This window comes from Hyphomicrobium sp., from assembly GCF_036833075.1.
Lineage (GTDB): Bacteria > Pseudomonadota > Alphaproteobacteria > Rhizobiales > Hyphomicrobiaceae > Hyphomicrobium_C.
In genome coordinates this window covers 37,967-63,533 of the sequence record NZ_DAITQL010000015.1, presented here as the reverse complement: position 1 = coordinate 63,533, position 25,567 = coordinate 37,967, and the positions used below count along the sequence as shown (strand labels likewise).

General features: G+C 67.2%; 26 protein-coding genes. 24 read left to right on the top strand and 2 right to left on the bottom strand.

What is annotated here, in order from left to right; translation table 11 throughout:
• The first annotated feature begins 27 nt into the window (after positions 1-27).
• Positions 28-324 (top strand): hypothetical protein, encoded by a 297-nt coding sequence (locus V7082_RS06865; RefSeq protein WP_334147066.1) that lies wholly within the window; start codon positions 28-30, stop codon positions 322-324.
• Between the two features lie 287 nt (positions 325-611).
• A complete protein-coding gene (locus tag V7082_RS06860; RefSeq protein ID WP_334147064.1) occupies positions 612-851 on the top strand; it encodes a hypothetical protein in 240 nt (79 codons plus the stop codon).
• Between the two features lie 15 nt (positions 852-866).
• Here the strand turns inward: V7082_RS06860 and V7082_RS06855 are convergent, their stop codons facing one another.
• Positions 867-1,382: a hypothetical protein gene (locus V7082_RS06855; RefSeq protein ID WP_334147062.1), complete on the bottom strand. Its 516-nt coding sequence runs from the start codon at positions 1,380-1,382 to the stop codon at positions 867-869.
• Between the two features lie 302 nt (positions 1,383-1,684).
• Here V7082_RS06855 and ruvB point away from each other — a divergent pair, with 302 nt between their 5' ends.
• The 21 genes from ruvB (at position 1,685) to V7082_RS06750 (ending at position 22,904) form a co-directional block, all read left to right on the top strand.
• Entirely contained in the window at positions 1,685-2,722 is a 1,038-nt protein-coding gene (ruvB, locus tag V7082_RS06850) for a Holliday junction branch migration DNA helicase RuvB (RefSeq protein WP_334147060.1), read from the top strand.
• Positions 2,723-2,911: 189 nt separating this feature from the next.
• On the top strand, positions 2,912-3,817 hold the full coding sequence (locus V7082_RS06845; RefSeq protein ID WP_334147058.1) for a metallophosphoesterase: 906 nt from the start codon (positions 2,912-2,914) through the stop codon (positions 3,815-3,817).
• 134 nt (positions 3,818-3,951) lie between these two features.
• Positions 3,952-4,461, top strand: a complete 510-nt coding sequence (locus V7082_RS06840; protein WP_334147056.1) for a YbgC/FadM family acyl-CoA thioesterase — start codon at positions 3,952-3,954, stop codon at positions 4,459-4,461.
• Between the two features lie 104 nt (positions 4,462-4,565).
• Positions 4,566-5,225, top strand: a complete 660-nt coding sequence (locus tag V7082_RS06835) for a carbonic anhydrase (RefSeq protein WP_334147054.1) — start codon at positions 4,566-4,568, stop codon at positions 5,223-5,225.
• A 30-nt stretch (positions 5,226-5,255) separates the two neighbouring features.
• Entirely contained in the window at positions 5,256-6,218 is a 963-nt protein-coding gene (locus tag V7082_RS06830; protein ID WP_334147052.1) for an arsenic resistance protein, read from the top strand.
• A 223-nt stretch (positions 6,219-6,441) separates the two neighbouring features.
• Positions 6,442-7,155 (top strand): protein TolQ, encoded by a 714-nt coding sequence (tolQ, locus tag V7082_RS06825; protein ID WP_334147050.1) that lies wholly within the window; start codon positions 6,442-6,444, stop codon positions 7,153-7,155.
• A 37-nt stretch (positions 7,156-7,192) separates the two neighbouring features.
• The gene (locus tag V7082_RS06820; protein WP_334147048.1) at positions 7,193-7,417 is read left to right on the top strand and encodes a hypothetical protein; all 225 of its coding nucleotides are present in this window, start codon (positions 7,193-7,195) and stop codon (positions 7,415-7,417) included.
• Positions 7,418-7,593: 176 nt separating this feature from the next.
• A complete protein-coding gene (tolR, locus tag V7082_RS06815; protein WP_334147044.1) occupies positions 7,594-8,046 on the top strand; it encodes a protein TolR in 453 nt (150 codons plus the stop codon).
• A gap of 206 nt (positions 8,047-8,252) precedes the next feature.
• A complete protein-coding gene (locus V7082_RS06810) occupies positions 8,253-9,317 on the top strand; it encodes a protein TolA (RefSeq protein ID WP_334147043.1) in 1,065 nt (354 codons plus the stop codon).
• Positions 9,318-9,595: 278 nt separating this feature from the next.
• Positions 9,596-11,110: a Tol-Pal system beta propeller repeat protein TolB gene (gene tolB, locus V7082_RS06805; protein ID WP_334147042.1), complete on the top strand. Its 1,515-nt coding sequence runs from the start codon at positions 9,596-9,598 to the stop codon at positions 11,108-11,110.
• Positions 11,111-11,383: 273 nt separating this feature from the next.
• Complete coding sequence (locus tag V7082_RS06800) at positions 11,384-11,518, top strand: hypothetical protein (RefSeq protein WP_280173052.1); 135 nt, start codon at positions 11,384-11,386, stop codon at positions 11,516-11,518.
• 40 nt (positions 11,519-11,558) lie between these two features.
• Complete coding sequence (locus V7082_RS06795) at positions 11,559-11,681, top strand: hypothetical protein (RefSeq protein WP_291151118.1); 123 nt, start codon at positions 11,559-11,561, stop codon at positions 11,679-11,681.
• Between the two features lie 538 nt (positions 11,682-12,219).
• A complete protein-coding gene (gene pal / locus V7082_RS06790; RefSeq protein ID WP_334147035.1) occupies positions 12,220-12,729 on the top strand; it encodes a peptidoglycan-associated lipoprotein Pal in 510 nt (169 codons plus the stop codon).
• 200 nt (positions 12,730-12,929) lie between these two features.
• Positions 12,930-14,018 carry an OmpA family protein gene (locus tag V7082_RS06785; RefSeq protein WP_334147033.1) on the top strand — a complete coding sequence of 363 codons (1,089 nt, stop codon included), beginning with the start codon at positions 12,930-12,932 and terminating at the stop codon, positions 14,016-14,018.
• A gap of 159 nt (positions 14,019-14,177) precedes the next feature.
• Positions 14,178-14,414, top strand: coding sequence for a hypothetical protein (locus V7082_RS06780; RefSeq protein ID WP_334147031.1), 237 nt, complete (start codon positions 14,178-14,180; stop codon positions 14,412-14,414).
• Positions 14,415-14,473: 59 nt separating this feature from the next.
• On the top strand, positions 14,474-15,535 hold the full coding sequence (gene ybgF / locus V7082_RS06775; protein WP_334147030.1) for a tol-pal system protein YbgF: 1,062 nt from the start codon (positions 14,474-14,476) through the stop codon (positions 15,533-15,535).
• Positions 15,536-15,568: 33 nt separating this feature from the next.
• Positions 15,569-16,960 carry a tRNA lysidine(34) synthetase TilS gene (tilS, locus tag V7082_RS06770; protein WP_334147029.1) on the top strand — a complete coding sequence of 464 codons (1,392 nt, stop codon included), beginning with the start codon at positions 15,569-15,571 and terminating at the stop codon, positions 16,958-16,960.
• Between the two features lie 169 nt (positions 16,961-17,129).
• Positions 17,130-19,055: an ATP-dependent zinc metalloprotease FtsH gene (gene ftsH / locus V7082_RS06765; protein WP_334147027.1), complete on the top strand. Its 1,926-nt coding sequence runs from the start codon at positions 17,130-17,132 to the stop codon at positions 19,053-19,055.
• 186 nt (positions 19,056-19,241) lie between these two features.
• Entirely contained in the window at positions 19,242-20,354 is a 1,113-nt protein-coding gene (folP, locus tag V7082_RS06760; RefSeq protein WP_334147025.1) for a dihydropteroate synthase, read from the top strand.
• 173 nt (positions 20,355-20,527) lie between these two features.
• Positions 20,528-21,880, top strand: a complete 1,353-nt coding sequence (glmM, locus tag V7082_RS06755; RefSeq protein ID WP_334147023.1) for a phosphoglucosamine mutase — start codon at positions 20,528-20,530, stop codon at positions 21,878-21,880.
• A gap of 202 nt (positions 21,881-22,082) precedes the next feature.
• Entirely contained in the window at positions 22,083-22,904 is an 822-nt protein-coding gene (locus V7082_RS06750) for an outer membrane protein (protein WP_334147021.1), read from the top strand.
• Positions 22,905-22,979: 75 nt separating this feature from the next.
• On the opposite strand, the gene V7082_RS06745 is transcribed toward V7082_RS06750, so the two are convergent.
• Positions 22,980-23,588 carry a L,D-transpeptidase gene (locus V7082_RS06745; RefSeq protein ID WP_334147019.1) on the bottom strand — a complete coding sequence of 203 codons (609 nt, stop codon included), beginning with the start codon at positions 23,586-23,588 and terminating at the stop codon, positions 22,980-22,982.
• A 273-nt stretch (positions 23,589-23,861) separates the two neighbouring features.
• Between V7082_RS06745 and V7082_RS06740 the strand changes: the two genes are divergently transcribed.
• Positions 23,862-25,565, top strand: coding sequence for a mucoidy inhibitor MuiA family protein (locus tag V7082_RS06740; protein ID WP_334147017.1), 1,704 nt, complete (start codon positions 23,862-23,864; stop codon positions 25,563-25,565).
• Positions 25,566-25,567 lie beyond the last annotated feature (2 nt).

Genomic DNA, 25,567 nt, shown 5'->3' with positions numbered 1-25,567 from the left:
TAGATCGATCTTTCTTCGGAGGGGCACATGCGTTCGTTGAAACTCGGCTTAGCTGCTACGGCGATGATTTTCGCACTTTCGACGGCGGTTCGCGCCGACTGCGTCAAAGTCGGAACGGTTGGGGAAGCTCCAACTCACAGCATCGCCGAGCTCTTTGCCAAGAACGGTCTCAAGAACACCATTTATGGGCAGGGCCGAGAGGGTAAGGGCCCGGTCCACCTGAAGTGCGAAGACGGCGCGGTGACAACGACGTGCCACGCCTCGCAGATGGCGTGCAAAGTGTCAGAACCCAAGGCCTGCCTGGGCGCCTGGTTGTGCCTGTAGGAATGACCTCAACGCCCGCCGCGTATCGATAGCGCAACTTCGGAAACGGGCTTCGGTCCGCTCAAGGGACGCTTCGTCCCTGCAAGCGCCCGGCTGCGCACCACGGCGGCACGCGCACCAGCGGTGCCGCCTCATATCCAACCAACGTCCTGACGCAAAAACAAAAGGCCGATGGTTGGTCTAATGCGAGCCAAGGCCGCTCCGGGCCCGCAGCCGATATCCAGGGTTGATCTTGACACGACCCGGGGTCAACTCAGAACGTGAGCGCTCTTTCTCGGAGGTTGCCGATGCGCAATCAGTTCTCGTTTCCGGTGTGGCTCGTGCTGTCGCTCGTCTGGGCCGGCGCCGTCGCCTATGTCGCCTATATGACCATGCCGCACGTTCCGCTGGACCTGTCGCCGTCGGACCCCGCAACGCAGGATGCCCTGCGCGCGGCAACGGGCCGGCACGCCATCCTGTACGGTCTTCTCGCCGCCGCGCCGCCGGCGATCGCGCTCGTGTTCGGCCGGTTTCTTGGTCGCCGGTAAGGGGGCGGCGCGCGCTCACGCCGCGCCGGGCCCCGGATCGTCGTTGAAGGGATCGGAGCGTCTGGTGCCGGCGCCCGTCACCGATTGCATCCACCTCGGCTGGAAGGCGACGACGGTCGTGGCGTTCGTTCGCCGGGCGGCCTCCGGCTGATAGGCGACCTTGATCAGGCGGAGGGATTCCGTCGTGCAGTTTGGCTTCATGAGCGGAAACGCCTCGCCCTCCCTGAGGCCGAGCAGAGCCAATCCGCTGAGCGTCGTGATGGGGAGCGCAATCCCTTGCGGCGGAGCATGCCCGTCGCGCGCGAGGATGTGCTGCTCCATGAGCTTGCCGTCGACGCTGAACGCGACGCGGCTCTCGATGGTCGCAATGCGGTGATCGATGGTGTGGTCGAGCAGAAGCGTGGCGCTGCCGAGCTTCTCGCGGAGAAGGTCGAGATAGGCTTTGTCGTGGTCCTTCGATGCGAGGAGGGACTGGAGGTAGGTGAAGTCCTTGGCCGTGAGCTGGCACGCGTGAAAAGTCCGGAACGTCATCGCAGGCTCCTTCGGCCCGGCCGGCGGCGCCGGTCGGGGGCAAGAGTTCGGGTTTTTGGAATGCTGAGTTCCCCTGGCGCGGCGGACGCAATCGCCGGGCCAGGGCTATAGTCCTGCGATGCGCTGACTCGTGCGGAATTTCAGGGAGGCGGCGGGCATCGTGCGGCTGGTCTCAAAACGGTTCGGAAGACGGCGCCATCCTACCAGACTTTTCCGGTTTGAGGGAGCGGTCCGTGCCGGGCTCCGCAGGGGACTGCGGTCCGGCGCTTGACGACGGCAGCGAACACCGTCAGGAACAAAACATGACCGAGCGCCTCATCAGCGGAGCGAAGCGCGAGGCGGACGCCTACGAGGCGTCGATCCGCCCGCGCACGCTCGACGATTTCGTGGGCCAGGAGCAGGCCCGCGCCAACCTCCGCGTCTTCATCGAGGCGGCGAAGGCGCGCGGCGACGCGCTCGACCACGTGCTGTTCGCGGGCCCGCCGGGGCTCGGCAAGACGACGCTCGCGCAGATCGTTGCCAAGGAGCTCGGCGTCGGGTTCCGCGCCACGTCGGGACCGGTGATCTCGAAGGCGGGCGACCTCGCAGCCCTGCTCACCAACCTCGAAGAGCGGGACGTGCTGTTCATCGACGAGATCCATCGCCTCAATCCGGCGGTGGAGGAAATCCTCTATCCGGCGCTCGAGGATTTCCAGCTCGATCTCATCATCGGCGAAGGGCCGGCGGCGCGCTCGGTGCGCATCGACCTCGCGAGATTCACGCTCGTCGGCGCGACGACGCGGCTCGGGCTGCTCACGACGCCGCTGCGCGACCGCTTCGGCATCCCGGTGCGGCTCAACTTCTATACGGTCGAGGAGCTGGAAAAAGTGGTGACGCGGGGCGCGCGCGTGCTCGGTGCGCCGATCGCGCGGGACGGGGCGATGGAGATCGCGCGGCGCGCGCGCGGCACGCCGCGGATCGCGGGCCGCCTGCTCAGGCGCGTGCGCGATTTCGCTGCGGTCTCGGGCACACCCGTGATCGATGCCGCGGCGGCGGACGTCGCACTCCGGGCGCTCGAGGTGGATGAAGCCGGGCTCGATGCGCTCGATCACCGCTACCTCATGTGCATCGCTGGCACCTACGAGGGCGGCCCGGTCGGCATCGAGACGCTGGCGGCGGCCCTCTCCGAGCCGCGCGATGCGCTGGAGGAGATCGTCGAGCCTTATCTGCTGCAGCAGGGGTTCATCGGACGCACGCCGCGCGGGCGCGTGCTGACGCTCAAAGCTTTCCGCCATCTCGGGCTTTCCGGCCCGCCGCGGGCCGCGAGTCCGGAACTGCCGTTCGAGGAGGGGGAGGACTAGGCTCGGGCCGTGCCGCAGGGGAGGGGGCGGAACGTCCGGTCTCTCAGCCGGAATTCCGGCAGCCCGAATTCGGGCTTTCTCTCGGTTTACCGCTAATGCATCGGGTTTATCCTCTCGCGTTCGGTGCGCGGTAAAGATGCTCTCCGGCGGTCGTCCGACCGCCGGTCCCCCCATGGTTACGGAGTGGTCGTGTTCTCACGCAGGCAGGTTCTGAAGGGCCTCGTTGCAGCGGGCCTGGTCTCCACCAGCTTCGGCGGCTATGCGCTGGCGGAGCCGTTCCGGTTCGGCGTGACGCACTATGCGGTCTCTCCTCCCGAATGGCCGGCGGCGCTCACGCTCCGCGTCGCCGTGATCGCCGACCTCCATGTCTGCGAACCCTGGATGGGGCTCGACCACCTCGCCCGCATCGTGGCGCGCACCAATGCGCTCAAGCCCGACGTCGTTCTCCTGCTCGGCGATTACGTGCGTGGCGGGCGGATCGTACCGTGGAGCCGGGTCGTGCCGCACGACGATTGGGCGGCCGTGCTTGTCGGGCTCAAGGCGCCGCTCGGCGTTCATGCCGTGCTCGGCAATCATGACTGGTGGGAGGACGCCGACGCACTCCGCCGCGGCCACCTCGTCACCCGGGCCGGCGTCGCGCTCGAGACGGCGGGTATTCCCGTCTACCAGAACCGCGCGGTCCGCCTCGAGAAGGAGGGACAGCCGTTCTGGATCGCGGGGCTCGGCGATCAGTGGGCCTTCCGGAGGATCGGGTCGGCCCGGGGCTTCGACGATCTCGCCGGGACCCTTGACACGGTGACGGACGATGCCCCCGTTATCCTGATGGCGCATGAGCCGGATATTTTTCCGCGGGTGCCTCCACGCGTGGCGCTGACGCTCGCGGGGCATACACACGGCGGACAGGTGACGCTCGCGGGCTTTGCGCCGATCATTCCGTCGAAGTACGGGCAGCGCTACCGCTACGGACACATCGTCGAGGAGGGGCGTAACATGATCGTGTCGGCGGGGCTCGGCTGCTCGACGCTGCCGGTCCGCTTCGGTGCGCCGCCGGAAATCGTGCTCGTCAGCCTCGGCTCGGGGTCGAATATCGCCTGAGACCATGGGTCGCCTTGGATCGGACCCACGCGGAGCGTCACTCCTCGGTCTCGTCAAAAGCTTCGAGCGCGGCTCCGCTTCGGATCACCGCGCTCCAGGTCGTCGGAGCGGATTGAAGTGCGGAACCATCTTCCATGAGCGAGCCTCTGAATACCTGGCCGGATCTCGCCGGCCGTATCGTCGACGACGCCAGCGGGCGGCACCACGTGCTCGCGGTGCGCGTCTATTTCGAGGACACGGATGCGGGCGGCATCGCCTATCACGCGTCCTATATCCGTTGGTGCGAGCGCGGGCGGACGGACTTCCTGCGCCTCCTCGGCACGGACTCGCGGCGCCTCATCGACGGCTCGACGAGCTCGGAGCCGGCCGCCTTCGTCGTGCGGCGGATGACGTGCGACTTCCTCAGGCCGTCGCGCATGGACGACGTGCTGATGGTCGAGACGCGGGTCAAGGCGATCGGCGGCGCGAGCGTGACACTCCTGCAGACCGTGCTGCTCGACGGCCGGCGCGTGTTCGAGGCGGAGGTGACGGTGGTGCTGATTGCGGTGTCGGGCAAGCCGCTCCGGCTCTCAACGGCGATCCGCAGCGCATTCGGCGGCGCGGACGAGGGGCACGTGCTCGGCCCCGACGCGCCCGGGGCATAGGCAGGCGCGGGCATAATCGTTCCGGCCGCCATCCGCGGCACATGGACAAGGCGGCGCTCTCCGGGGATGATGGCGCCTTGCAAGGGATGTTGCCGGGGGGCGCCATGACGACCGCAAAAGACGCGCGCGGGATCGATCTCGACATCAAGGATGCGATGGAAGGCTACGAGCGCTTCCGCCTCGCGTTCGAGCGCGACCGCGCGTTCTACAAGAGCCTCGCCACAAAGAAGCAGACGCCGCGGCTGCTCTGGATCGGCTGCTCGGACAGCCGCGTGGTGCCGTCGCAGATCACGCAGGCGGATCCGGGCGAACTGTTCGAGGTGCGCAACATCGCCAACTGCGTGCCGCCGGCCTGGGCGGACGACGAGGCGGTGGGGGCGGCCATCGAGTACGCGCTCGGTCCTCTCGGCATCGACGACATCGTCGTCTGCGGGCATACGGGCTGCGGCGGCATCCAGGCGCTGGCCGGGCCGATGCCACCCGATCAAGGGGGCCATCTCGGACGCTGGATCGAGTACACGCGGCCGGCGCACCGGCTCGTCGCGGCGGCGGGGCTCTCCGAAGCGGAGCGCAGCGCCGCGACCATCCGGGCGCACGTCCAGTTCCAGCTCGACAACCTCATGACCTACGAGATCGTCGCCACGGGCGTCGCGGAGGGGCGCATCGGCATCCACGGCTGGATCTACGACATGGAGCAGGGGGAGATCCTCGCCTACGACCCCAAGACGGGGCACTGGCGCGGCCTGCTCGAAGCGGGTGATTGAGCGCGGACACCCTAGGCAATGAAGCGCGAGATGATCGAACGGCAACAGGTCTGGATCTATCTCTGCGCTATCGTTACGGGCCTCGCGGTTGGTGCGATGGTGCCGGGGCTCGGTCCCGGCATGGAAATGCTGCTGTGGCCCAGCCTGGCTGTGCTCCTCTACGCGACGTTCACGCAGGTTCCGCTCGCCCATCTTCCGGATGCCTTTCGCGACATGCGGTTCATGTCGGCGGTGCTCGCCGGCAACTTTGTCGCGCTGCCCCTGATCGTTTGGGGGCTTCTGGCGCTGGTGCCGGACGTGCCGCCGGTGCGGCTCGGCGTTCTGCTCGTGCTCCTGGTTCCCTGTACGGACTGGTTCATCACGTTCGCGCACCAGGCGGGTGGCGATGTGCGCCGCGCGATCGCGGTGACGCCGGTGGTGCTCGTGATCCAGATCGTGCTGCTGCCGGCCTATCTCTGGCTGCTCATGGGCGATGGGTTCGCCGAGATCGTTTCGGCCGAGCGCATGGTGACGGTGTTTCTGGTGGTGATCGTCGTGCCGCTGGCGCTGGCTTACCCCACCGAACGTTGGGTCGAGCGCGACAGGGCTCGCGGGAGCCTGATCGCCCGGCTCGGTTGGCTGCCCGTGCCCCTTCTGGCGCTGGTCGTGTTCCTGATTGCCGGCTCGCAGGTCGAGTCGATCGTCGGCGCGCTGCCGCTGCTCGCCGACGTGCTGGCCCCGTTCCTGCTCTTTCTGGCCGCCGCCGCTGCTCTGGGGCTTGTACTCGGCCGGCTGTTCGCGCTGTCGCCGGCACAGCAGCGCACGCTGCTCTTCAGCTTCGGCACACGCAATTCGTTTGTCGTGCTTCCCTTCGCGCTTGCCCTGCCCGCGGGCTGGGAGGCAACGACGATCGTCATCGTCTTCCAATCGCTGGTCGAGCTTTTCGGTATGCTGTTGTTCCTGTGGCTGGTTCCGCGCCTCCCGGGGTGCGCCGGAGAGTCCGGCCAGTGCTGAGATCCGGCCTCGGTTTAGTCATATTGCGCGGCAACAAGGGCCTTGATGGTCCGTGCGCGCCAGTGCAGGTTGCCGCCGCCTGGGGGGCGCGATGGCCGATTCGGCACACTCATCTTCGCGGGGCACTCGGCCGCCCAATCTTTGTTGAGACCGATGACACACGCCTCGGATGGATCGCGATCCGGGGCGGCCATGACCCGAGCCTCGAGAGACGGTTGAACCCATGAATCCGGAAGAAGTGACGCAAACGGCCCTGGCGCCTCAAGCGCACGGCGTATCCTTCATCGAACTCTTCATGCAGGCGTCGCCCACGGTCCAGATCGTGATGGCCGGCCTGGGTCTCGCCTCCATCTGGTCGTGGGCGATCATCATCGAGAAGCTGATCGCCTTTCGCCGGGCCCGTATCGAGGCCGACCGCTTCGAGCAGACGTTCTGGTCCGGCCAGTCGCTCGACGAACTCTACAACAACCTGTCGCGCGGGCACACGATCACCATGGCGGCGCTGTTCGTCGCGGCGATGCGCGAATGGAAACGCTCCGTCGAAGGCAACATCCGTGCGCTCGGCGGCATCCAGCTCCGTGTCGAGAAGGTCATGGACGTCACCATCAGCCGCGAGATGGAACGGCTCGACCGGCGGCTCCTGTTCCTGGCGACGGTCGGCTCGACGGCGCCGTTCGTCGGCCTGTTCGGCACCGTCTGGGGCATCATGACGAGCTTCCAGGCCATCGCCATCTCGAAGAACACCAACCTCGCCGTGGTCGCGCCCGGCATCGCGGAGGCGCTGTTTGCGACCGCCCTCGGCCTGATGGCCGCCATCCCGGCCGTGGTCTTCTACAACAAGTTTTCCGCGGACTCGGCCCACATCAGCCAGCGCCTCGAAGCGTTCGCCGACGAGTTCGCAGCCATCGTCTCGCGCCAGATCGACGTCAGGAGCTGACGGCTAGGTTGCGTACTCATGATTGGATCGGACATTGATGAGCCAGGACAAGCCAAGGGCCAGGAAAATCGCGCAGCGCGATGCCTGTGCATCGGGCAAGCGGTTTGACGCCGCCATTGGCTTGTCCTGGCTCACCCCGAAGGGGCGCGGTCCTTTCGCGCGTCCGGTGCGTCGCGAAAGCTTGCAAACCATGGAGGTTTGCTGCGCTTTCGCTCCTGCCGGCAGCACGAAAGTCCTCGCGTCAATGCCCATCCAATCATGAGTACGCAACCTAGTGTGATGATCGAGACATTCGCCATATCAAGCGTCCTGCTCCCGAGCGAATTTCTCGATCTCGATCACACGAGCAAGTCCATGATTCTAGTGTCCCTTATGAGTCCGAAGTTCGCCATGGGACCTAGCTGCAAACTCAAGCGAACTTCGGAATCGGGACACTAGATGGGAATGAGCATCAAGGCCGGAGGCGGGGGCCGGCGCAGGAGCCGCGGCAGCCGACATGCGCCGATGAGCGACATCAACGTCACGCCCATGGTCGACGTGATGCTGGTGCTGCTCATCATCTTCATGGTGGCGGCGCCGTTGCTCACGGTCGGCGTGCCGATCGAGCTGCCGCAGTCGCAGGGCAAGCAGCTCGAAAGCAACCACGAGCCGCTCACCATCTCGGTTTCGTCCAATGGTGATGTTTTCATCGGCGAGACGAAGGTGGGGATCGACGAGATCGCCGAGAAGCTCAAAGCCATCGCCAAGAACGGCGTCGACGAGCAGATCTTCGTGCGTGGCGACAAAGGGATCTCGTACGGGCAGGTGATGCTGGTGATGGGCCGCATCAGCGCCGGCGGGTTCAAGAAGGTGTCGCTGGTGACCGAGGTGGAGGACGGGGCGGCCCGTTGAGACCGAAAACGGGGGCCGGCCCCCGTCGGATCGGGCCCGGATCTCGTACGAGGCGAAGGCATGGTGCAGCACAGGCGAGTCCGCGCGGCGCGGAGAGGCGGCAGTCCCGTGACATCGTCGGGGCTGCGGCTCGGCGCGTGCGCCGGTCGCGCGGGCTTGGGCGGGTGCGCTCGCGATAGGGGCATCACTTTCGATGGGGTTCGGCCGTGGCGTTCGGGCTGACCGTCTCCATCCTCATGCATGGCGGAGCCCTTCTGTGGATGTTGCTCGCCATGGCCAACACGCCGCCGCTGAAGGACCCGGAGCCGGAGCCGATCGCGGTGGCGCTGATCACGCCTTCGGAGCTGCTCGCTCTCAAGAAGGGCAGCGAGACGGCGACCGAGCTCGAAGCAAAAGCCAAGGAGGAGCCCAAGCCCGAGGTGTCGAAGGTCGAGGCCGAGAAGCCGAAGCCCATCGTCGCGCCGGAGCTTCCCGTCGAGCCCACGCCGCCTGAGCCGCCGACAAAAGAGGCCGAGGCGCCGCCGCCCGAGCCGCCGAAGAGCGAGCCGCCGCCCAAGTCCGATCCGATCGCAGAAAAGCTCGCCGCGCTGCCGATCGAGCAGCCGCCGCCCGGGCCCACGCCCGAGGAGCTGAAGAAGATCGAGGACGAGAAGCGGGCCGAGGAGCAGCGGCAGGAGGAGAAACGCAAGGCCGAAGAGCAGAAGAAAAAAGAAGAAGAGGCGAAAAAGAAGAAGGCCGAGGAAGAGAAAAAGAAAAAGGAGCAGGAGCGCAAAAAGAAGCTCGCCGAGCAGAAGCGCAAGGAGGAGGAAAAGAAGAAAAAGCAGCAGCAGGCCGATCGCCTGGCCGCGCTCCTCGACAAGGACCCGACGCGCAAGGGCGCTCCCAACTCGGCGACCCAGCCCCAGAATCCCACAGACTACATGGGACCGACGGCGGGCGCGCGCGAAGGCGATGCGCCCGTGCTCTCGGTGCGCGAGCAGGATCTCCTGCGCTCCCAGATCAGCGCCCAGCTCCGGCAATGCTGGAAGCTGCCGGGCGGCGGCGGTGGCATCGAGACGATGGTGGTCACGCTGCGCTGGCGGCTCAGGCCCGACGGGTCGCTCGACGGGGAGCCGGTGCCCGAGGCGCCGCAATCCGGCCCGGTCTATCAGATAGCCGCAGAAGCCGCGATGCGGGCGGTGAAAGCCTGCTCGCCGTTCACGCTTCCGCCCGACAAATACTGGGCCTGGAAATCGATTATCTGGGATTTCGATCCGCGCGAAATGCTTTAGGTCATGAACTCATTACGGATGATGCATTGATGAGCCAAAGCGAGCGAAGGGTTAGGAAAACCGCGCAGGTCGATGCCTGCGCATCGGCTAAGCGGTCTTGGCTTACCCCGCAGGGGCGCGGTCCTTTTGCGCCCCTGGTTCGTCGCGAGACCTTGCAAACCATGGCGGTTTGCGGCGCTCTCGCTCCTGCCAGCGACGCAAAAGTCCTCGCGTCAATGCGTCATCCATAGTGAGTTCATGACCTAAATGAAGCCATCCGGTATGCATCGCAGGTGACAATGACTGACGCCCTTCCTCCTTTCGCCTGCGTGTTCCGCCGGCCGTTCTCCGCGCTCGCCTTCGTGCTTCTGGTGCTGGCCTGCCTCGGCGCGAGGCCCGCCTCGGCGCAGGTCGACGATGCCTATCGTCCGCCGCCCGTCGGCGGTGGGGGCGGCGGGTTCCAGGATCAGCTCCGCCAGCAGGGCTACGACGTGCCGCCACCGCCCCCGCCGATGGGCGGGGGAGGCGCCAGTCAAGGCGTCTACCAGGGCGGCGGCCAGGACGGGTTCAGCTCGGAAGGGCTGCGCGGCACACAGCGCCACGGCGTCGTGGCGCCGATCCCGATCGCGATTCCGGTCTTCTCGGGCGACGATCCCAAGCTCGCGCAAGAGGTGGCTCAGGTGCTGACCGCCAACCTCGAGCGCTCAGGGCTGTTCCAGCCGCTCGATCCGGCGTCGTTCCTGGACAACATCCGCGACGTCAACGCCCTGCCGCGGTTTCCGGACTGGCGCCAGATCGGCGCCGAGGCGCTGGTCGTCGGGCGCGTCACGCGCGGCGCCGACGGGCGGCTCACGTCCGAGTTCCGGCTTTGGGACGTGACGAGCGGCAAGCAGCTCTCGGGGCAGCGGTTCACGACGGGTGCACAGAACTGGCGGCGCGTGGGACACCTCGTCGCCGACCAGGTCTACGAGCGGCTCACCGGCGAGAAGGGCTACTTCGACACGCGCGTGGTGTTCGTCGACGAGACCGGGCCCAAGACCCGTCGCGTGAAGCGACTCGCCATCATGGACCAGGACGGCGCCAACGTTCGGCTTCTGACGCAGGGCCAGCAGATCGTGCTGACGCCGCGGTTCAACCCGGTCGCCAGCGAGATCGCCTACATGGCCTATACGAAGGACCAGCCCGAGGTCCTGCTCATGAACCTGCAGACCGGGAAGACGGAGGCGGTGGGCGAGTTTCCGGGCATGACCTTCGCGCCGCGATTCTCGCCCGACGGCCAGAGCGTCATCATGAGCCTGCAGGACGGGAGCGATTCCAACATCTACGTCATGGACCTCAGGACGCGGCAGTCGCGCCAGCTCACCCGGTCGGGCGCGCTCGATACCAGCCCGAGCTTCTCGCCGGACGGACGCCAGATCGTCTTCGAATCCGATCGCGAGGGGACACAGCAACTCTACGTCATGGGCGCCGACGGCTCCAACGCGCGCCGTATCAGCATGGGCGAGGGGCGCTACTCGACGCCCGTCTGGTCGCCGCGCGGCGACTACATCGCCTTCACCAAGCAACTCGCCGGCCGATTCCTGATCGGCGTGATGCGCCCCGACGGATCGGGGGAGCGGGTGCTGACGGAGGGCTACCACAATGAGGGACCGACCTGGGCGCCGAACGGACGCGTGCTCATGTTCTTCCGCGAGAGCCAGGGCGAGGAGGGGGGCGCGCGAATCTATTCTGTGGATCTCACGGGGTACAACGAGCGAGTCGTGAGCACGCCGTCGTACGCCTCGGACCCCGCTTGGTCGCCGCTCCTGAACTGATGCGTGGCTTTACGTCTCCTTAACGCAAAGAGAGCTATTCTTGCCTCAATGCCCCTCTGTCGAGATGGGGAAGTTTTGCGTTTTTAATCAATTGCTTCCGGGCGCGGCGCGGCGGCCGTGCATAGACCTGCGGAGCACAAACAACGGCGTGGCATTTTCGCATCTACGAGGGGGGAAAACAGTGCCAGGGAACCCTCAGTTCTTGATCAAATCATGCCGTGCCGGTACCCCAATATTCGGCTCGTCGCCGAACAAGCATCAGGAGATTAGACTATGCAGGGTGTGAAGGGGCTGATCGTTCTCTCGGCTGCCGTGGTCGCTGTTGCCCTCGGTGCGTGCCGTCGTGAAGAAGCGGCACCGCTGAAGCTCGGCGCCGAGGTTCCGACTGCCACGGAAGTGGCTCGTTAACGTCCGAAATTCACTTTGGGACACAACAGGAGATACTACCATGAAGGGCGCTATCGTTCTCGCTGCCGCTATCGTTGCTGTCGCTCTCGGCGCTTGCCGTCGTGAAGAGGCCGCTCCGCTGAAGCTCGGCGCGGATGTTCCGGCTGTCGCCGACGTTCGCTAAGCGAATTCAAAGTCCGGCCTGAGCTTCGACTCAGGCGGGCTTGGAGATTGGAGCTGTCACAGCCTATGCTGCGGCAGCTCTTTTCTATTTTTGCGGCCTGTCTGTGCGTGAACGCACCCCGCGCCACGCTGCAAAAGGCGCGATGTCCACCGCTGTCCCCAGACTATTTGACCGCCGGCATCTTCGCGCTTGCTGCTCCCGACGCGATCGCTCATTTTCGCCCCGAGCGCCGCGCAAGATGCGCTGTCTGGCGGCGAAGCGGATCGTCGGGCCTCGGTCCGAATCGTATCCGCAGCAGACAGGGCGTCGCCCGCGGTTTCGCGGCAGCGGATGGGAGTTCGGCATCCGGGCACCGATGCATGCGAAGGCATGCGGGGCCGGCGTCCTTCGGAAGGCATTCTTGTGCGGATCTCTGCCGTACCGAGGGGAGTGGCCACATTTTCGTACTCAAGCCTCGGGTATCTGAGGGGCCGGGTAGGGTTCACGGGGTGGTTTGAGCTCCGGCGTCACGCCGTCGAGCCGATGAAAGGATAATTTGATGGCGCCTGTTTTTCGGGCCTTCAGGTTTGCCTGTGCCGTGCTGCTTCTCGCGGGGATGGCGGGCGTCAGCGGCTGTGCGAACAATCAGAACGACCCCAACTCGCAGCTCGGCCCGGACGGCAAGGGGCCGATCACGCCCGGCACGAGCCGCGATTTCAGCGTCAACGTCGGCGATCTCGTCTACTTCTCGTCGGATAGCTCCGACCTCACGCCCGAAGCGCAGTCGACGCTGCAGAGGCAGGCGCAGTGGCTCCGGCAGTATCCGCAGTTCACGGTCACCATCGAAGGCCACGCGGACGAGCGCGGCACGCGCGAGTACAACATCGCGCTCGGTGCACGCCGCGCGACGACGGTGCGCAACTACTTGGCGCAGAACGGCGTGGCTGCGAATCGCATCCGGACGATCTCCTTCGGCAAGGAGCGGCCGGTGGCGGTCTGCAACGACATCTCGTGCTGGTCGCAGAACCGCCGCGCGCAGACCGTGCTCAACAGCCGGGTCGCCTCCTGACGGGCTCGTGCCCGGCCGGGAGACACCCGTCGGACACCTTTTGCTCGGTTATCGAAAAACTTTGTTTTTGACGTAAGAATGCCCAGCCTCCGGCGCGTGCCCGGCAAAGTTTGGCCGTATTGCGAGCGCACAGCTTTTTTCTCGTGACATCATTGGCGTTTGGCCTGTCCCAACGCATGTGAAAAAGCAGGAAGCCAACCATGCGTGCGGGATGTGCGGGGGGCGGGGAGTTGGTAAGGCGCATCGCGCTCCGCTTCGCGGTTGCCGGCCTCTGCGTGGCGCCTCTCGCGATCGGCGCGGCAACCCTCGGGATCGCGCAGGCTCACGAGCAGGAGGCGGACGGCGCGGAAGTCCCCATCGGCACGTTCACGCTCGGCCCGCGCGAGGCGACCCCTCCTCATGATGGCTTCTCGATCGTTGAGCCGCCGGCGGGTGTTCCCGAACGTCTGCGCGATTCCGCCGACGATGGCAGCGGCCGCTGGTTCTTCCAGGGCTGGGACACGCCGCGCTCGCGCGGGGCCTCGGCGGAGGATCTCTACAGGGACGGGAAAGCCGCGCTCGACCAGGGGCGGCGCGACGAGGCGCAGCGGCTTTTCGAGCGCCTCATCGCGGAGGCTCCGGATAGCCCGCGCGTGGCCGCCGCCCGGCAATACCTCGGACAGATCTATCGCAGCGTCGAAACCGCGGCGCCGGTCGCGCCCGCTCGCGGACAGCCCGGCGACCCGAGCGCGGACGCGGAGCTGCCATGGCGGAGCGGCGGGACGGCGTCGGCGGATGCGAGGACGGGGGTGGCCGGCGTTACGCAGGCCGTGCCGCGCGCCGTGCTGTACCAGGCGCGTGTGTCGCCGGTGGTCGACAGCGAATTTCTCTCCGATGCGGGCGACCGCGTGTTCTTCGGCGCCGGGAGCACCAATCTCGGCGCGCGGGCGCGGGGCGTGATCCAGGCCCAGGCGCGCTTCCTCATGCGCTATCCCGACCTTTACGCCGCCGTGGAGGGGCATGCCGACGATGGCGCCATGTCCGACATCGAGACGCTGCGCATTTCCGAGGAGCGGGCCGCCGTCGTGCGCGACCGTCTGGTTGCGGAGGGCGTGGATGCGGCGCGTCTCGTGGCCTACGGCCGGGCGCGCGAGGAGCGCGTCTCCGATTGCCCGGCGCCCGAGTGCCTCGCCCAGAACCGGCGCGCCGTGACGGTGCTTCTGAGCCGCCGGGTCGAAGCCGCCCGGCAGCCCTCGCGCCGCGCCCAGGGCGGTGCGCCGAGCTCGTCGGCCGTGTCGCCGACCCAGTGAGGGCGGGCGCACGTCGGCACGGAGGCGTTGCGAGTTGACAGGGACGGGCGAAGGGCGGACAGCAGGATGTCGACGGTCGAGGGCGTGAGCGATCCCCGTGGACCTCCATCCCGTCGCATTGGCGTTGAGGCCCCAAGGGGCCTAGGTCATGAACTCATTATGGATGATGCATTGATGAGCCAAAGCGAGCCAAGGGCCAGGAAAACCGCGCAGGTCGATGCCTGCGCATCGGGCAAGCGGTTTGACGACGCCATTGGCTCGCTTTGGCTCACCCCGCAGGGGCGCGGTCCTTTTGCGCCCCTGGTTCGTCGCGAGACCTTGCAAACCATGGAGGTTTGTGGCGGTCTTGCTCCTACCAGCGACGCAAAAGTCCTCGCGTCAATGCGTCATCCATAATGAGTTCATGACCTAAGGTGGTCCCAATCGGAACGTTGAAGGAGGAGGGCGCTTCGCCCATGGGTTCGTCCACGCCAGTCTCGAGAGGGCGCGCAGCGTCGGCGGTGGCCGGTCTTTTGCTCGCGGCGCTCAGCGTCGCAGGGCCGGCTGCGGCCCAGGGCGTGCAGAGCCAGACGCTGCCGGCGGCGCAGGGCGCCCAGGGAAAGGCGCCGAAAGGCGCGGCGGCCGGCGGCGACAGCGGTCTGCGCGGGCGCGTGGAGCAGCTCGAAGGCCAGCTCGTCGATCTGCAGGTCGTGATCGGAACGCTCGAGTCGCTGGCGCGCACCGGAGGGACCGCCCCAGCCCCCGTGCGCTCGGAAGCCGCCGGCGGCGTCGCGGCCGGCGATCGGGCGCGGCTCGACAGCATGGAAACGCAAATCCGCGCGCTGACGGCCCAGGTCGAGCAGCTCGCGGCCGAGCTCCGTGCGCAGGGGGGCGTACAGCGCCGCTCCGAGGCTCCGGGCTTCGACATGGAGACGACCCGCTTCGGCTCCACGACGGTGACGTCGGACCACGCCGATCCGATCGGGGCGTTGGCCGGCTCCGGGGATGCCTATGGAGCGGAGGGGTACGCGGGCGGCATGACGGCGCCAGGGGCGCCGGATCCCTTCGCGGGCGCGGCCCCGCCGCCGACCTATGGTTCCGAATCGTTGCCGCCTCCCGGCGGGTTCGCAGCGGTCGATCCCGGCGCGGGCGGCAGTCCGAAGCAGGCGTACGAGACGGCCTACGGGCATCTGCTGCAGCAGGACTATGGCGCGGCCCAGGCCGGGTTCCGCGACTTCCTCAAATCCTATCCGCGCGATCCGCTGGCGCCCAACGCGCTCTACTGGCTTGGCGAGTCGCATTACGTGCAGCGCAACTACGCCGATGCCGCCGAGGCGTTCGATCTCGTCGTCGCGAGCTATGGGACGAGCAGCAAGGCGCCCGATGCGCAGTTGAAGCGCGGGATGGCGCTCGCCCAACTCGGCAAGCGGCAGGATGCGTGCACGGTGCTGCGCGCCGTCGGCTCGAAGTTTCCGAACGCACCTGCTCAGCTCAAGGCGAAGGCGGACGGCGAACGGCAGAGGATCGGTTGCCCGTGACCGATCGCAGGTGACCGATCGAACGGGGCTTTGATGAGGCCGGCGAGAGGCGCTTCGGACGCGATCCGAGGCGATCCGGCCCGGGACGCGCTGGCCGTGTACGATCTTCCGGATCTCGAAGCCCTGTTCGGCGTGCCGCTGGCGCCGTTCAAGCGCGCGGTTCTCGCCGTCTCGGGCGGGCCCGACAGCATGGCGCTGATGCTGCTCGTCGCGCGCTGGGTGCAGCGGGGACTTGCGCCCGGCGGGCTTACGATCGAGGTGGCGACCGTCGATCACGGGCTCAGGGCAGCCTCCGCCCGCGAGGCGGAATGGGTGGCGGAGCGTGCGAAAGCGCTGGGCTTTCGGCACACGACGCTGGTGTGGGGCGGCAACACGCCGGGCTCTGCGCTCCAGGCCCGCGCGCGGGAAGCGCGCTATGCGCTGCTGGTCGCCCACGCGCGGACCGCCACACCCGCAGCCGTCGTCACGGCGCACACGTCGGACGATCAGGCCGAGACGCTCCTCATGCGGCTCGGGCGCGGCAGCGGGCTCGACGGTCTGGCGGGGATGGCGCCCGCGCGGACGCTCCTGGCGGATGGCTCGGTCTCGCTCGTACGCCCGTTGCTCGGTGTCCCGAAGAGCTCTCTCATGGCACTGCTTGAGGCGCAGGGCGAGGGATGGATGGACGACCCCTCGAACCAGCGGCTCGATTTCGAGCGCGTGCGGATCAGGGCGGCGCACGGCCACCTGGCGCCTCTCGGCCTCTCAAACGAGAAGCTCGCGCTCAGCGCTCAGCGCCTCACGAGGGCGCGCGATGCGCTCGAGCAGGTAACCGGCGCCCGGCTCGCCGAGCTCGTCGATGTCCACGAGGGCGTATTCGCCTCGATCGACCGGGCGGCCTGGGAGGGCGAGCCCGAGGACATTCGCGTGCGTCTCCTCACGCGCCTCATCGCGACGTTCGGGGGCGAAGCGAAGCCTCCGCAGCTCTCGCAGGTCGAGGCGCTCGTTGCCGCCATCGCGCGCGGACGGGCGCTCGCGCAAACGCTCGGCGGCTCAATCGTCTCGCAGGGACGCACGAGGCTGCGCCTCTATCGCGAGCCGGGCCGTCGCACGCTGCCCGAGGTCACGCTCATGCCGGGCGAGGAGGTGGTGTGGGACTGGCGATTCCGCATCCGTTACGCCGGCGCGGCGGATGAGGACGCGTCCGAGGCTCGCGATGATGCGTCGGCGGAGGGCGTTGTCGTCCGCCCGCTCGGGCTCGCCGCCTATGCAACCTTGAGGGGGGCGCTCACTCCCCGGGATCGCCCGCCGGCGCGGGCGGCCGCGTCCCTGCCCGCGGTGTGGTCGGGCGAGCGGCTGGTCGCGGTGCCGGGCCTCGCGGGCGCGCTGCCCCCCGACGACCGCTTCAGCGCCGTCTTTCTCGGCTTCAAGCGCGCCCCGCGCTAAGGTCTGATGAGAGGGGATCACGCTTCGAGGGGCTGCTGCGGCGTCCTCGCACGCCCCGAACCGGCCATTAAACTTGGCAAAGATGGGTGCGGCACCTATCTTAGGGCGCAGTCAGAGGTGGATCCAAGCCGGCAGCCCTGATTTCGTGCCGGCTCGCTCGGGAAAGCAAATGAATCCGAATTTTCAGAAGCTTGCGATTTGGGTGGCCGTTTTCGTGCTGCTGGCCGCGCTTTTCAACCTGTTCAATAGCCCCACGCAGAGCCGCCGGGGTTCCGAGATCAGCTATTCGGATTTCTTGAGCGCGGTCGATGCGGGAACGGTCGCGGAGGTGACGCTGGCCGGAAACCGCATCTACGGAACGATGCGCGACAACGCCACGCCGTTCACGAGCTATGCGCCGTCCGACCCCTCGCTCGTCGAGCGCCTCAAGACCAAGGACGTGAAGTTCAAGGCGCGGCCGTCCGACGAGGACGTGCCGTCGATCCTGTCCGTGCTCCTCAACTGGTTCCCCATGCTGCTCCTGATCGCGGTGTGGGTGTTCTTCATGCGGCAGATGCAGTCGGGCTCCGGCCGCGCCATGGGCTTCGGCAAGAGCCGGGCGAAGCTGCTCACCGAGCGGCAGGGCCGCGTCACGTTTGAGGACGTGGCGGGCGTGGATGAAGCGAAGGCCGACCTCGAGGAGATCGTCGAGTTCCTGCGCGATCCGCAGAAGTTCCAGCGGCTCGGCGGACGCATCCCGCGCGGCGCGCTGCTGGTCGGCCCTCCCGGCACCGGCAAGACGCTGATCGCGCGCGCGGTCGCGGGCGAAGCCAACGTGCCGTTCTTCACCATCTCGGGCTCTGACTTCGTCGAGATGTTCGTCGGCGTCGGTGCGTCGCGCGTGCGCGATATGTTCGAGCAGGCGAAGAAGAATGCGCCCTGCATCATCTTCATCGACGAGATCGACGCCGTGGGCCGTCACCGCGGCGCGGGCCTCGGCGGCGGCAACGACGAGCGCGAGCAGACGCTGAACCAGCTCCTCGTCGAGATGGACGGCTTCGAGGCCAACGAAGGCATCATCATCATCGCGGCCACCAACCGGCCGGATGTTCTCGACCCCGCGCTTCTGCGCCCGGGCCGCTTCGACCGGCAGATCGTGGTGCCGAACCCGGATATCGCGGGACGCGAGAAGATCCTCAAAGTCCATATGCGCAAAAGCCCGATCGCGCCCGACGTCGACGCCAAGACCATTGCGCGCGGCACGCCGGGCTTCTCGGGCGCGGATCTCGCCAACCTCGTCAACGAGGCGGCGCTGCTCGCCGCACGCCGCAACAAGCGGCTCGTGACGCAGGTCGAGTTCGAGGACGCCAAGGACAAGGTGATGATGGGCGCCGAGCGGCGCTCCATGGTTATGAGCGAGGAAGAGAAGCGCAACACCGCCTATCATGAGGCGGGGCATGCCATCGTCGGCCTCAAGGTGCCCTACGATCCGCTGCACAAGGTGACGATCATTCCGCGCGGCCGCGCCCTCGGCGTGACGATGAACCTGCCGGAGGGCGACCGCCACAGCCGCACGCGGCAGTGGTGCGAGGCGCGCCTCGCCGTGCTGTTCGGCGGCCGCGAGGCCGAGATTCTGCTCGGCGGCCCCGAGAACGTGACCAACGGCGCCACCGGCGACATCCAGATGGCGACGCAGCTTGCGCGCGCCATGGTCATGGAGTGGGGCATGTCCGATACGCTCGGACGCGTGCGCTACAACGGCAACGAGCAGGAGGTGTTCCTGGGTCACTCGGTGACGCAGACCAAGAACATCTCGGACGAGACGGCGAAGCTCATCGACGAGGAGATCCGCAATCTCATCCATACCGGCGAGGAGAAGGCGAGGAAGATCCTCACCGAGAACATCGACAAGCTGCACGCCGTCGCCAAGGCGCTGCTCGACTTCGAGACCATCTCGGGCGAGGAGGTGGCGGCGATCATGCGCGGCGAGACCATCGTGCGGCGCGACGACGATTCGTCCAAGGGATCGACTGGGCCGGCCGTGCCGACGGTCGGGCGTCCGCGCCCGCGCGAGGAGCCGGGCACGGGCGGCATGGAGCCCCAGCCGCAGGCTTGATGGCCGGGGCCAGGCTCGCTTAAGTTCGGACGGCCGCGACGGTATCGCGGCCGTTTCCTTTTGATCATCGGCTCGGCACTACGCGGCTGATGCCGGGAGTCCCCCACCTGACCCCTCCCCACGTCGAGTCGAAGACTCGCCTTCGGCGAGAGGGGGAGGGGAAACGCAGCTTTTTCTGGGAGCCCCATGCAGCGCTCGATCTATATCCGTCCACTCGGCGTCTATGCGGCGCGCCGGGATGCGTCGCCGGAGACGCCGCAGGAGGTTTGGGGCGGGTTGCCGCTCGCGGGCGGCCCGCTCGCCTTCTCGGCGCTTGAGGTGCTCGAGCGCGCGCCGGGCGGCACGATCCGCCGCACCGTCGGGCTCGGCGAGCTCTTCGAGCGCGACTGGGGGCGCAATACGCTGGCGGCCTCCGACCTGCTCGAGGCCATCCGCGCGCCGCGGGCGCGGCTTGCCGGGCTCTCGCTCGACCGGCCGCGTATCATGGGAATCGTCAATGTCACGCCCGACAGCTTTTCCGACGGCGGGCAGCACGACGGGGCGGCGGCTGCGATCGCGCATGGGCTGAGGCTCGCGGAGGAAGGGGCCGACATTCTCGACATCGGCGGGGAATCGACGCGGCCGGGCTCGGACGCGGTCGCCGTCGACGACGAGATCCGCCGCGTCATTCCGGTGATCGAGGGGCTGAGAGCCAGGACCGATGCCCTGATCTCCGTCGACACGCGTAAGGCGGACGTGATGCGCCGCGCCGCGGCGGCAGGGGCCGATATCCTGAACGACGTGTCGGCGCTCACGCACGACCCCCGGTCGCTCGAGGTCGCGGCGGAGAGCGGGCTCCCCGTCATGCTGATGCATGCGCAGGGCGACCCCAAGACGATGAACGACAATCCGCAATATGACGACGTGGTGCTCGACGTGTTCGATTTTCTCGAGCAGCGCATCCGGGCCTGCGTCGCGGCCGGCATCCCGAAGGCGCGGCTGGTGGCGGATCCCGGCATCGGCTTCGGCAAGCATCTGCACCACAACGTGGCGGTGCTCAATGCGATGAGCCTCTATCATGGCCTCGGCGTGCCGGTGCTGCTCGGCGCCAGCCGCAAGAAGCTGATCGGGCAGCTCTGCAATGTCGAGGATCCCAGGGCCCGCGTGCCGGGCTCGCTCGCCGCCGCGCTGCATTCCATCGCCCAGGGCGTGCAGATCGTGCGGGTGCACGACGTGAGGGAAACCCGGCAGGCCGTCGCCGTGTGGGAGGCTGTTCAGGCGGGTTCGGAAGCCGCCCTTGCGCGCCCCGCGGCCTCCTGATGCTGTGAAACGGCCGCGCGGCCAGTCTTTTCGCAATTCTTCTTCGAAGAATGGATTAGAATGAGGGGCTTGCAACCGGCAGGGGAATTTCCCCGGGCACGCCTTGGCGTGCGCGGGACGGGCCCGTAAAATTGTCGGGGCGGGGCTCATCCGCCATCATACGAGGGGACCAGATGACACGCCGCTATTTCGGGACCGACGGCATCCGCGGGCAGGCCAACAGGCACCCGATGACGTCGGAGGTTGCGCTCAAGGTGGGCATGGCGGCGGGGAGGCTGTTCCAGAACGGCACCCACAGGCATCGTGTCGTCATCGGCAAGGATACGCGCCTTTCCGGCTACATGCTCGAAGCCGCGCTGATGAGCGGGTTCACGTCCGTTGGCATGGACGTGTTCCTGCTCGGGCCGATGCCGACGCCCGCCGTCGCCATGCTGACGCGGAGCCTGCGCGCCGACCTCGGCGTCATGATCTCGGCGTCCCACAATCGCTACAGCGACAACGGCATCAAGCTGTTCGATCCGGACGGCTACAAGCTGTCCGACGAGGTGGAGCTGCAGATCGAGCAGCTGATCGAGGGAGCCTCCGAGCCGCTGCTGGCACCCGCCGACCGCATCGGGCGGGCGACACGGGTCGACAGCGCGCAGGAACGCTACATCGAGTTCGCCAAGCGCACGCTGCCCAAGAACCTGCGGCTCAACGGGCTCCGGATCGTCATCGACTGCGCGCACGGCGCGGCCTACAAGGTGGCGCCCGAGGCGCTGTGGGAGCTCGGCGCCGAAGTGATCAAGATCGGCGTCGATCCCAACGGACACAATATCAACTACAAGTGCGGCTCGACGGCGCCCGAGGCGCTGATCGACAAGGTGCGCGAGGTGCGCGCCGACATCGGCATCGCGCTCGACGGCGATGCGGACCGCGTGGTGATCGTCGACGAGAAGGGACATATCGTCGACGGCGATCAGCTGATGGCCGTGATCGCGGAGAGCTGGCACCGCCGCGGCAAGCTCAGCGCCGGCGGCATCGTCGCGACCGTGATGAGCAACCTCGGGCTTGAGCGCTACCTCAAGGACCATGGCCTCTCGCTCGCCCGCACGCCGGTCGGCGACCGCTATGTCGTCGAGCACATGCGCCGGCACGGCTACAACGTCGGCGGGGAGCAGTCGGGACACATCGTGCTCTCGGATTTCACGACGACGGGCGACGGGCTCGTCTCGTCGCTGCAGGTGCTCGCGTGCGTGGTGGCGACGGGCAAGCCGGTCTCGGAGGTGTGCGCGCGCTTCACGCCGCTGCCGCAGATCCTGCAGAACGTGCGCTACGCCAGCGGCAAGCCGCTCGACGACACGCGCGTGCGGAGCGTGATCGAGGGTGCGAGACAGCAGCTCGGCAACAGCGGCCGCCTCGTCATCCGTCCGTCCGGAACGGAGCCGGTGATCCGCGTGATGGCGGAAGGCGATGACGAGACGCTCGTCTCGACGGTCGTCGGCGACATCGTCGAGGCCGTGAAAGCCGCCGCTGAGGCGGCATAAGCGCATTCCTCATCGATGCCGGGCGGGTGGCTGCGGCCCGCCGCGCCACGCCGTGCTTGGGCGACGTGCGCCCCCGGCGTGCGGGGTTGGAGCACAGCTTAAACTTCCATTAAGGATTGCGGGCCCAGAGTTCCTCTCGCGAACCGTGCTGCGTTGTTGCCAGATCCCGCGCAGCCCCGGGACAGCCTTCGAGAGGACCGTCATGAGATTTTCACGCGCTTGCGCCGCCGTCGGCGCAGCCGTCGGTATTGTTGTGCTCGCGGGGCCGGCCGTTCCGGCGCGCGCTGCGGACCTGGGATACGGCAGCATCAAGGATGCGCCCGTGCCCGTTGCGGGCCGGACCTGGTACCTCAAAGGTACTGTCGGGGTGAAGAACGAGGACGCGAGCTCGATCTGGACCAGCGGCGGCGGCACGGAAGGCCCCGGCTACGAGAGCGGCAACTTCATCGTTGAGAGCATCGACATCGAGCGCAAGGCGATCTTCGGCGTCGGCGTGGGCCTCGAGTACAATCGCTGGCTGCGCTTCGACGTCACGGGCGAGTACCGCGGCAATCAGCGCTTCAAGGCGCGCGACTACAATCACGTTGATGGCTACAACAACGACTACTCTGCCGACCTCGATGGCTGGCTCGGGCTCTTCAACGCGTACGTGGACCTTTATAGGTGGCGCGGCTTCACGCCCTACGTCGGCGGCGGCATCGGTATCAGCGCGTTCGAGGTGGAGAACTTCAAGGACGTCAACGTCGTGAAGGTTGCCACCTTTACGGGCGACGCGAGCAAGACGACGACCAACTTCGCCTGGGCGCTCTATGCGGGCGTGGGCTACGACGTGACACCCAACCTCGCGCTCGACGTGGCCTACCGCTATGCGGATCTCGGAGACGCCAAGACAGGGCGCGCTTCTGACGGTCTCGGCGGGTGGTACACAGGACTCGAGATCCAGGACATCACCTCGCACGACGTGCTGGTCAGCCTGCGCTACCGCTTCGGTCAGTCCGGCGCGTCTCCCGTGGCTTTCAAATAGGGTTTGAAAAGCGGGCGCCCGGCAAAGGTTTCGAAACCGGCGTGCCCGCCATCGCGATGCTGCTTTGGGAGCGGACTACAGGACAACGACCCGGGCGCCGTCCCGGACGGTTCCGAACAGCTCGAACACGTGCTCGTTCAGCATGCGAATGCAGCCGGAGGAGGCGGACTTCCCAATGCTCCACGGCTCGTTGGTGCCGTGGATGCGATAGAGCGTGTCCCGGCCGTCGCGATAGAGGTAGAGCGCGCGGGCGCCGAGCGGATTGCGCGGCCCTCCGGGCACGTGAGCCGGCAGCGACGGGTTGCGCCGGCGCATGTTGGCGGTCGGTGTCCAGCCCGGCCATCTGGCCCTTCGTCCGATGATGGCTTCGCCGCTCCAGCGCCGCCCATCCTGGCCAACGGCAACGCCGAAGCGAATGGCGGTTCCCGGCCCGTCGATGTAATAGAGCATCCGCTCCTGCTTATTGATGAGGATCGTGCCGGGCTGCTCCGGTCCCGTGTACCGTACCGACTGGCGATGGAACTGCGGCGGGATACGCGTCTTGTCGACCAGCTTGATATTGAACGGGTGGTCGGGGATTTTCCCGATGTACCAATCCGATCGCGCCGCCAGAGCCTCGCGGGGAAACGCGAGGGCGGCGGCTGCGCCCATCAGAAAACCGCGCCGATCGAGTGACAGGCTCATACGCATTCCCCCCTACAAAGTGCGCCGGAGGGGCACCATACATGCGCGATCCCAGGCCAGCAACGGATCGTGCCGCAGCTGTCCTGCGTCAGGTCCGGAGACTTGCCGATTTGCGCCGGGTGAACGCAAAATCGGGATGCCGGTCATAAATTCGTCGCGAACCGACCGCAGGCAGGGATGGGTCCAGGATGCGTCGCTTGGCGGGTGCAAGCTCCGCGGTATCCCATTCTCTTCTTTAGGATAATTCTCAACTACATCCCGAGAGGTCGCCCCGTGAAGCAGGTGCTTGCCGTCGCGCTTCTTTCCCTTGCAGCCTCCGCAGGCGTCACCCGCGCGGCAGAGGTTGAGGCCGTGTCGCGGATCAATGCCGTCACCGTGTTTCCCATGGGCGCCGAGGTGACGCGCGTCGCGAAGGTCCAGCTCGAAAAGGGCGAGCATACGATCGTGTTTCGCGATCTGCCGGCCGGGGCCGTCGAGGGGTCGATCCGCGTTGAAGGGACCGCATCGGGTAAGCTCGAGATCGGATCCGTGGATACGCGCCGCCTGTTCGTGCCGCGTGCCGATGCCGAGGCGGCCGCCTCCGAGCGCCGCCAGCTCGAGACGGAGATCGAGGCGTTGCGGGACGAGCGGGCACGGCTCGATGCGCAGGTCCAGGCGGCAGAGACGCAGAAGTCCCTGATCGGCAACCTCACGCAACTGCCGACGCGGCCCGCGCCGACCTCGGGAGACGGGCGTACCGAGGACTGGACGGGTGTTCTGGCATTGATCGCTGCCGGCTCGGCGGAAGCGCAGCGCGCGATCCAGGACGCTGAGATCCGCATTCGCGAGACGGACCGAAAGGTCACGGACCTCGAGAAGAAGCTTTCCGAGATGGCGCCGGAGCGGACGGAGCTCACGGAGGCCAAGGTGTTCGTCGTCGCGCAGTCGCCTCTCGAGGCGGACATCACGGTGCGCTACCAGGTCTCGCACGCGTCCTGGACGCCGCTCTACGACGTGCGGCTCGCGACCGGCTCCAAGACGGTGGCGCCCAAGATCGATCTCACCCGGCGCGCCTCCATCAGCCAGAGGACGGGCGAAGCCTGGGATGCAGTCGCCGTCACGCTCTCGACGACGCGGCCCTCGGCGGGGGCAGCGGCGCCGGATCTCCAGCCGCTGATCGTGGATTTCGAGCCTCCGCCGAGGCCCGCGCCGACGATGTCCATGGCTCCGGCTCCGGTCGGGCGGGCCGCAGAGGATGGCATGGTCCAAGCCGCGCCCGAGGCCGAAGCCGCCGATACGCACGACGGTCTCGGCGGCGAGACGCTGCGGTACAAGAAAGCGATCGTGGCCGAACGGCCGGCGAGCGTCGTGCAGGCGCCGTTCCATGCGCTTTACACCGTGCCGGGACGGCTCTCCATTCCCGAGACGGGCGAGGCCAAGCGCGTGCAGCTCGGCGAAGAGACGATTGAGCCGCAGCTCACCATCCGCACCGTGCCCAAGGTCGATCCCAAGGCGTATCTCTATGCCAAGTTCGCCTTGCCGAAAGGCTCGCCGCTGCTTCCCGGGGCCGTCTCGCTCTTCCGTGACGGCACGTTCGTAGGCTCCGGCCGACTGCCGATCCTGTCGCCCGGAGAGGAGCACGAGCTTGGCTTCGGCATCGACGATCTCGTCCGCGTGCGCCATACGATCTCCGAGGAGACGCGGGGCGAGACAGGGCTGATCTCCACCTCACGCACGGACAACCGCAACTTCATCATCTCGGTCAAGAGCATGCACGAGCGGCCGGTGGCGCTGGTCGTCTTCGATCAGGTGCCGGTCTCGGCCAACCAGGACATCAAGGTCGAGTTGACGGGCAAGGCACCTACGAAACAGAACGTCGACGACAAGCGCGGCATCGTCGTGTGGGAGAGCAAGCTCGAGCCCGACCAAGAGCAGACCATCGCGTTCGGGTATCGGGTGTCGTGGCCGTCGGCGAAGGGCGTAGTGTATCGGCAGTAGGG

Bases quoted from the DNA above. Each gene is read 5' to 3' on its own strand.
- V7082_RS06865 (WP_334147066.1), top strand. From the start codon at position 28: ATGCGTTCGTTGAAACTCGGCTTAGCTGCTACGGCGATGATTTTCGCA.
- V7082_RS06860 (WP_334147064.1), top strand. From the start codon at position 612: ATGCGCAATCAGTTCTCGTTTCCGGTGTGGCTCGTGCTGTCGCTCGTC.
- V7082_RS06855 (WP_334147062.1), bottom strand. From the start codon at position 1,382: ATGACGTTCCGGACTTTTCACGCGTGCCAGCTCACGGCCAAGGACTTC.
- ruvB (WP_334147060.1), top strand. From the start codon at position 1,685: ATGACCGAGCGCCTCATCAGCGGAGCGAAGCGCGAGGCGGACGCCTAC.
- V7082_RS06840 (WP_334147056.1), top strand. From the start codon at position 3,952: ATGAGCGAGCCTCTGAATACCTGGCCGGATCTCGCCGGCCGTATCGTC.
- V7082_RS06835 (WP_334147054.1), top strand. From the start codon at position 4,566: ATGACGACCGCAAAAGACGCGCGCGGGATCGATCTCGACATCAAGGAT.
- V7082_RS06830 (WP_334147052.1), top strand. From the start codon at position 5,256: ATGATCGAACGGCAACAGGTCTGGATCTATCTCTGCGCTATCGTTACG.
- tolQ (WP_334147050.1), top strand. From the start codon at position 6,442: ATGAATCCGGAAGAAGTGACGCAAACGGCCCTGGCGCCTCAAGCGCAC.
- V7082_RS06820 (WP_334147048.1), top strand. From the start codon at position 7,193: ATGAGCCAGGACAAGCCAAGGGCCAGGAAAATCGCGCAGCGCGATGCC.
- tolR (WP_334147044.1), top strand. From the start codon at position 7,594: ATGGGAATGAGCATCAAGGCCGGAGGCGGGGGCCGGCGCAGGAGCCGC.
- tolB (WP_334147042.1), top strand. From the start codon at position 9,596: ATGACTGACGCCCTTCCTCCTTTCGCCTGCGTGTTCCGCCGGCCGTTC.
- V7082_RS06800 (WP_280173052.1), top strand. From the start codon at position 11,384: ATGCAGGGTGTGAAGGGGCTGATCGTTCTCTCGGCTGCCGTGGTCGCT.
- V7082_RS06795 (WP_291151118.1), top strand. From the start codon at position 11,559: ATGAAGGGCGCTATCGTTCTCGCTGCCGCTATCGTTGCTGTCGCTCTC.
- pal (WP_334147035.1), top strand. From the start codon at position 12,220: ATGGCGCCTGTTTTTCGGGCCTTCAGGTTTGCCTGTGCCGTGCTGCTT.
- V7082_RS06785 (WP_334147033.1), top strand. From the start codon at position 12,930: ATGCGTGCGGGATGTGCGGGGGGCGGGGAGTTGGTAAGGCGCATCGCG.
- V7082_RS06780 (WP_334147031.1), top strand. From the start codon at position 14,178: ATGGATGATGCATTGATGAGCCAAAGCGAGCCAAGGGCCAGGAAAACC.
- ybgF (WP_334147030.1), top strand. From the start codon at position 14,474: ATGGGTTCGTCCACGCCAGTCTCGAGAGGGCGCGCAGCGTCGGCGGTG.
- tilS (WP_334147029.1), top strand. From the start codon at position 15,569: ATGAGGCCGGCGAGAGGCGCTTCGGACGCGATCCGAGGCGATCCGGCC.
- ftsH (WP_334147027.1), top strand. From the start codon at position 17,130: ATGAATCCGAATTTTCAGAAGCTTGCGATTTGGGTGGCCGTTTTCGTG.
- folP (WP_334147025.1), top strand. From the start codon at position 19,242: ATGCAGCGCTCGATCTATATCCGTCCACTCGGCGTCTATGCGGCGCGC.
- glmM (WP_334147023.1), top strand. From the start codon at position 20,528: ATGACACGCCGCTATTTCGGGACCGACGGCATCCGCGGGCAGGCCAAC.
- V7082_RS06750 (WP_334147021.1), top strand. From the start codon at position 22,083: ATGAGATTTTCACGCGCTTGCGCCGCCGTCGGCGCAGCCGTCGGTATT.
- V7082_RS06745 (WP_334147019.1), bottom strand. From the start codon at position 23,588: ATGAGCCTGTCACTCGATCGGCGCGGTTTTCTGATGGGCGCAGCCGCC.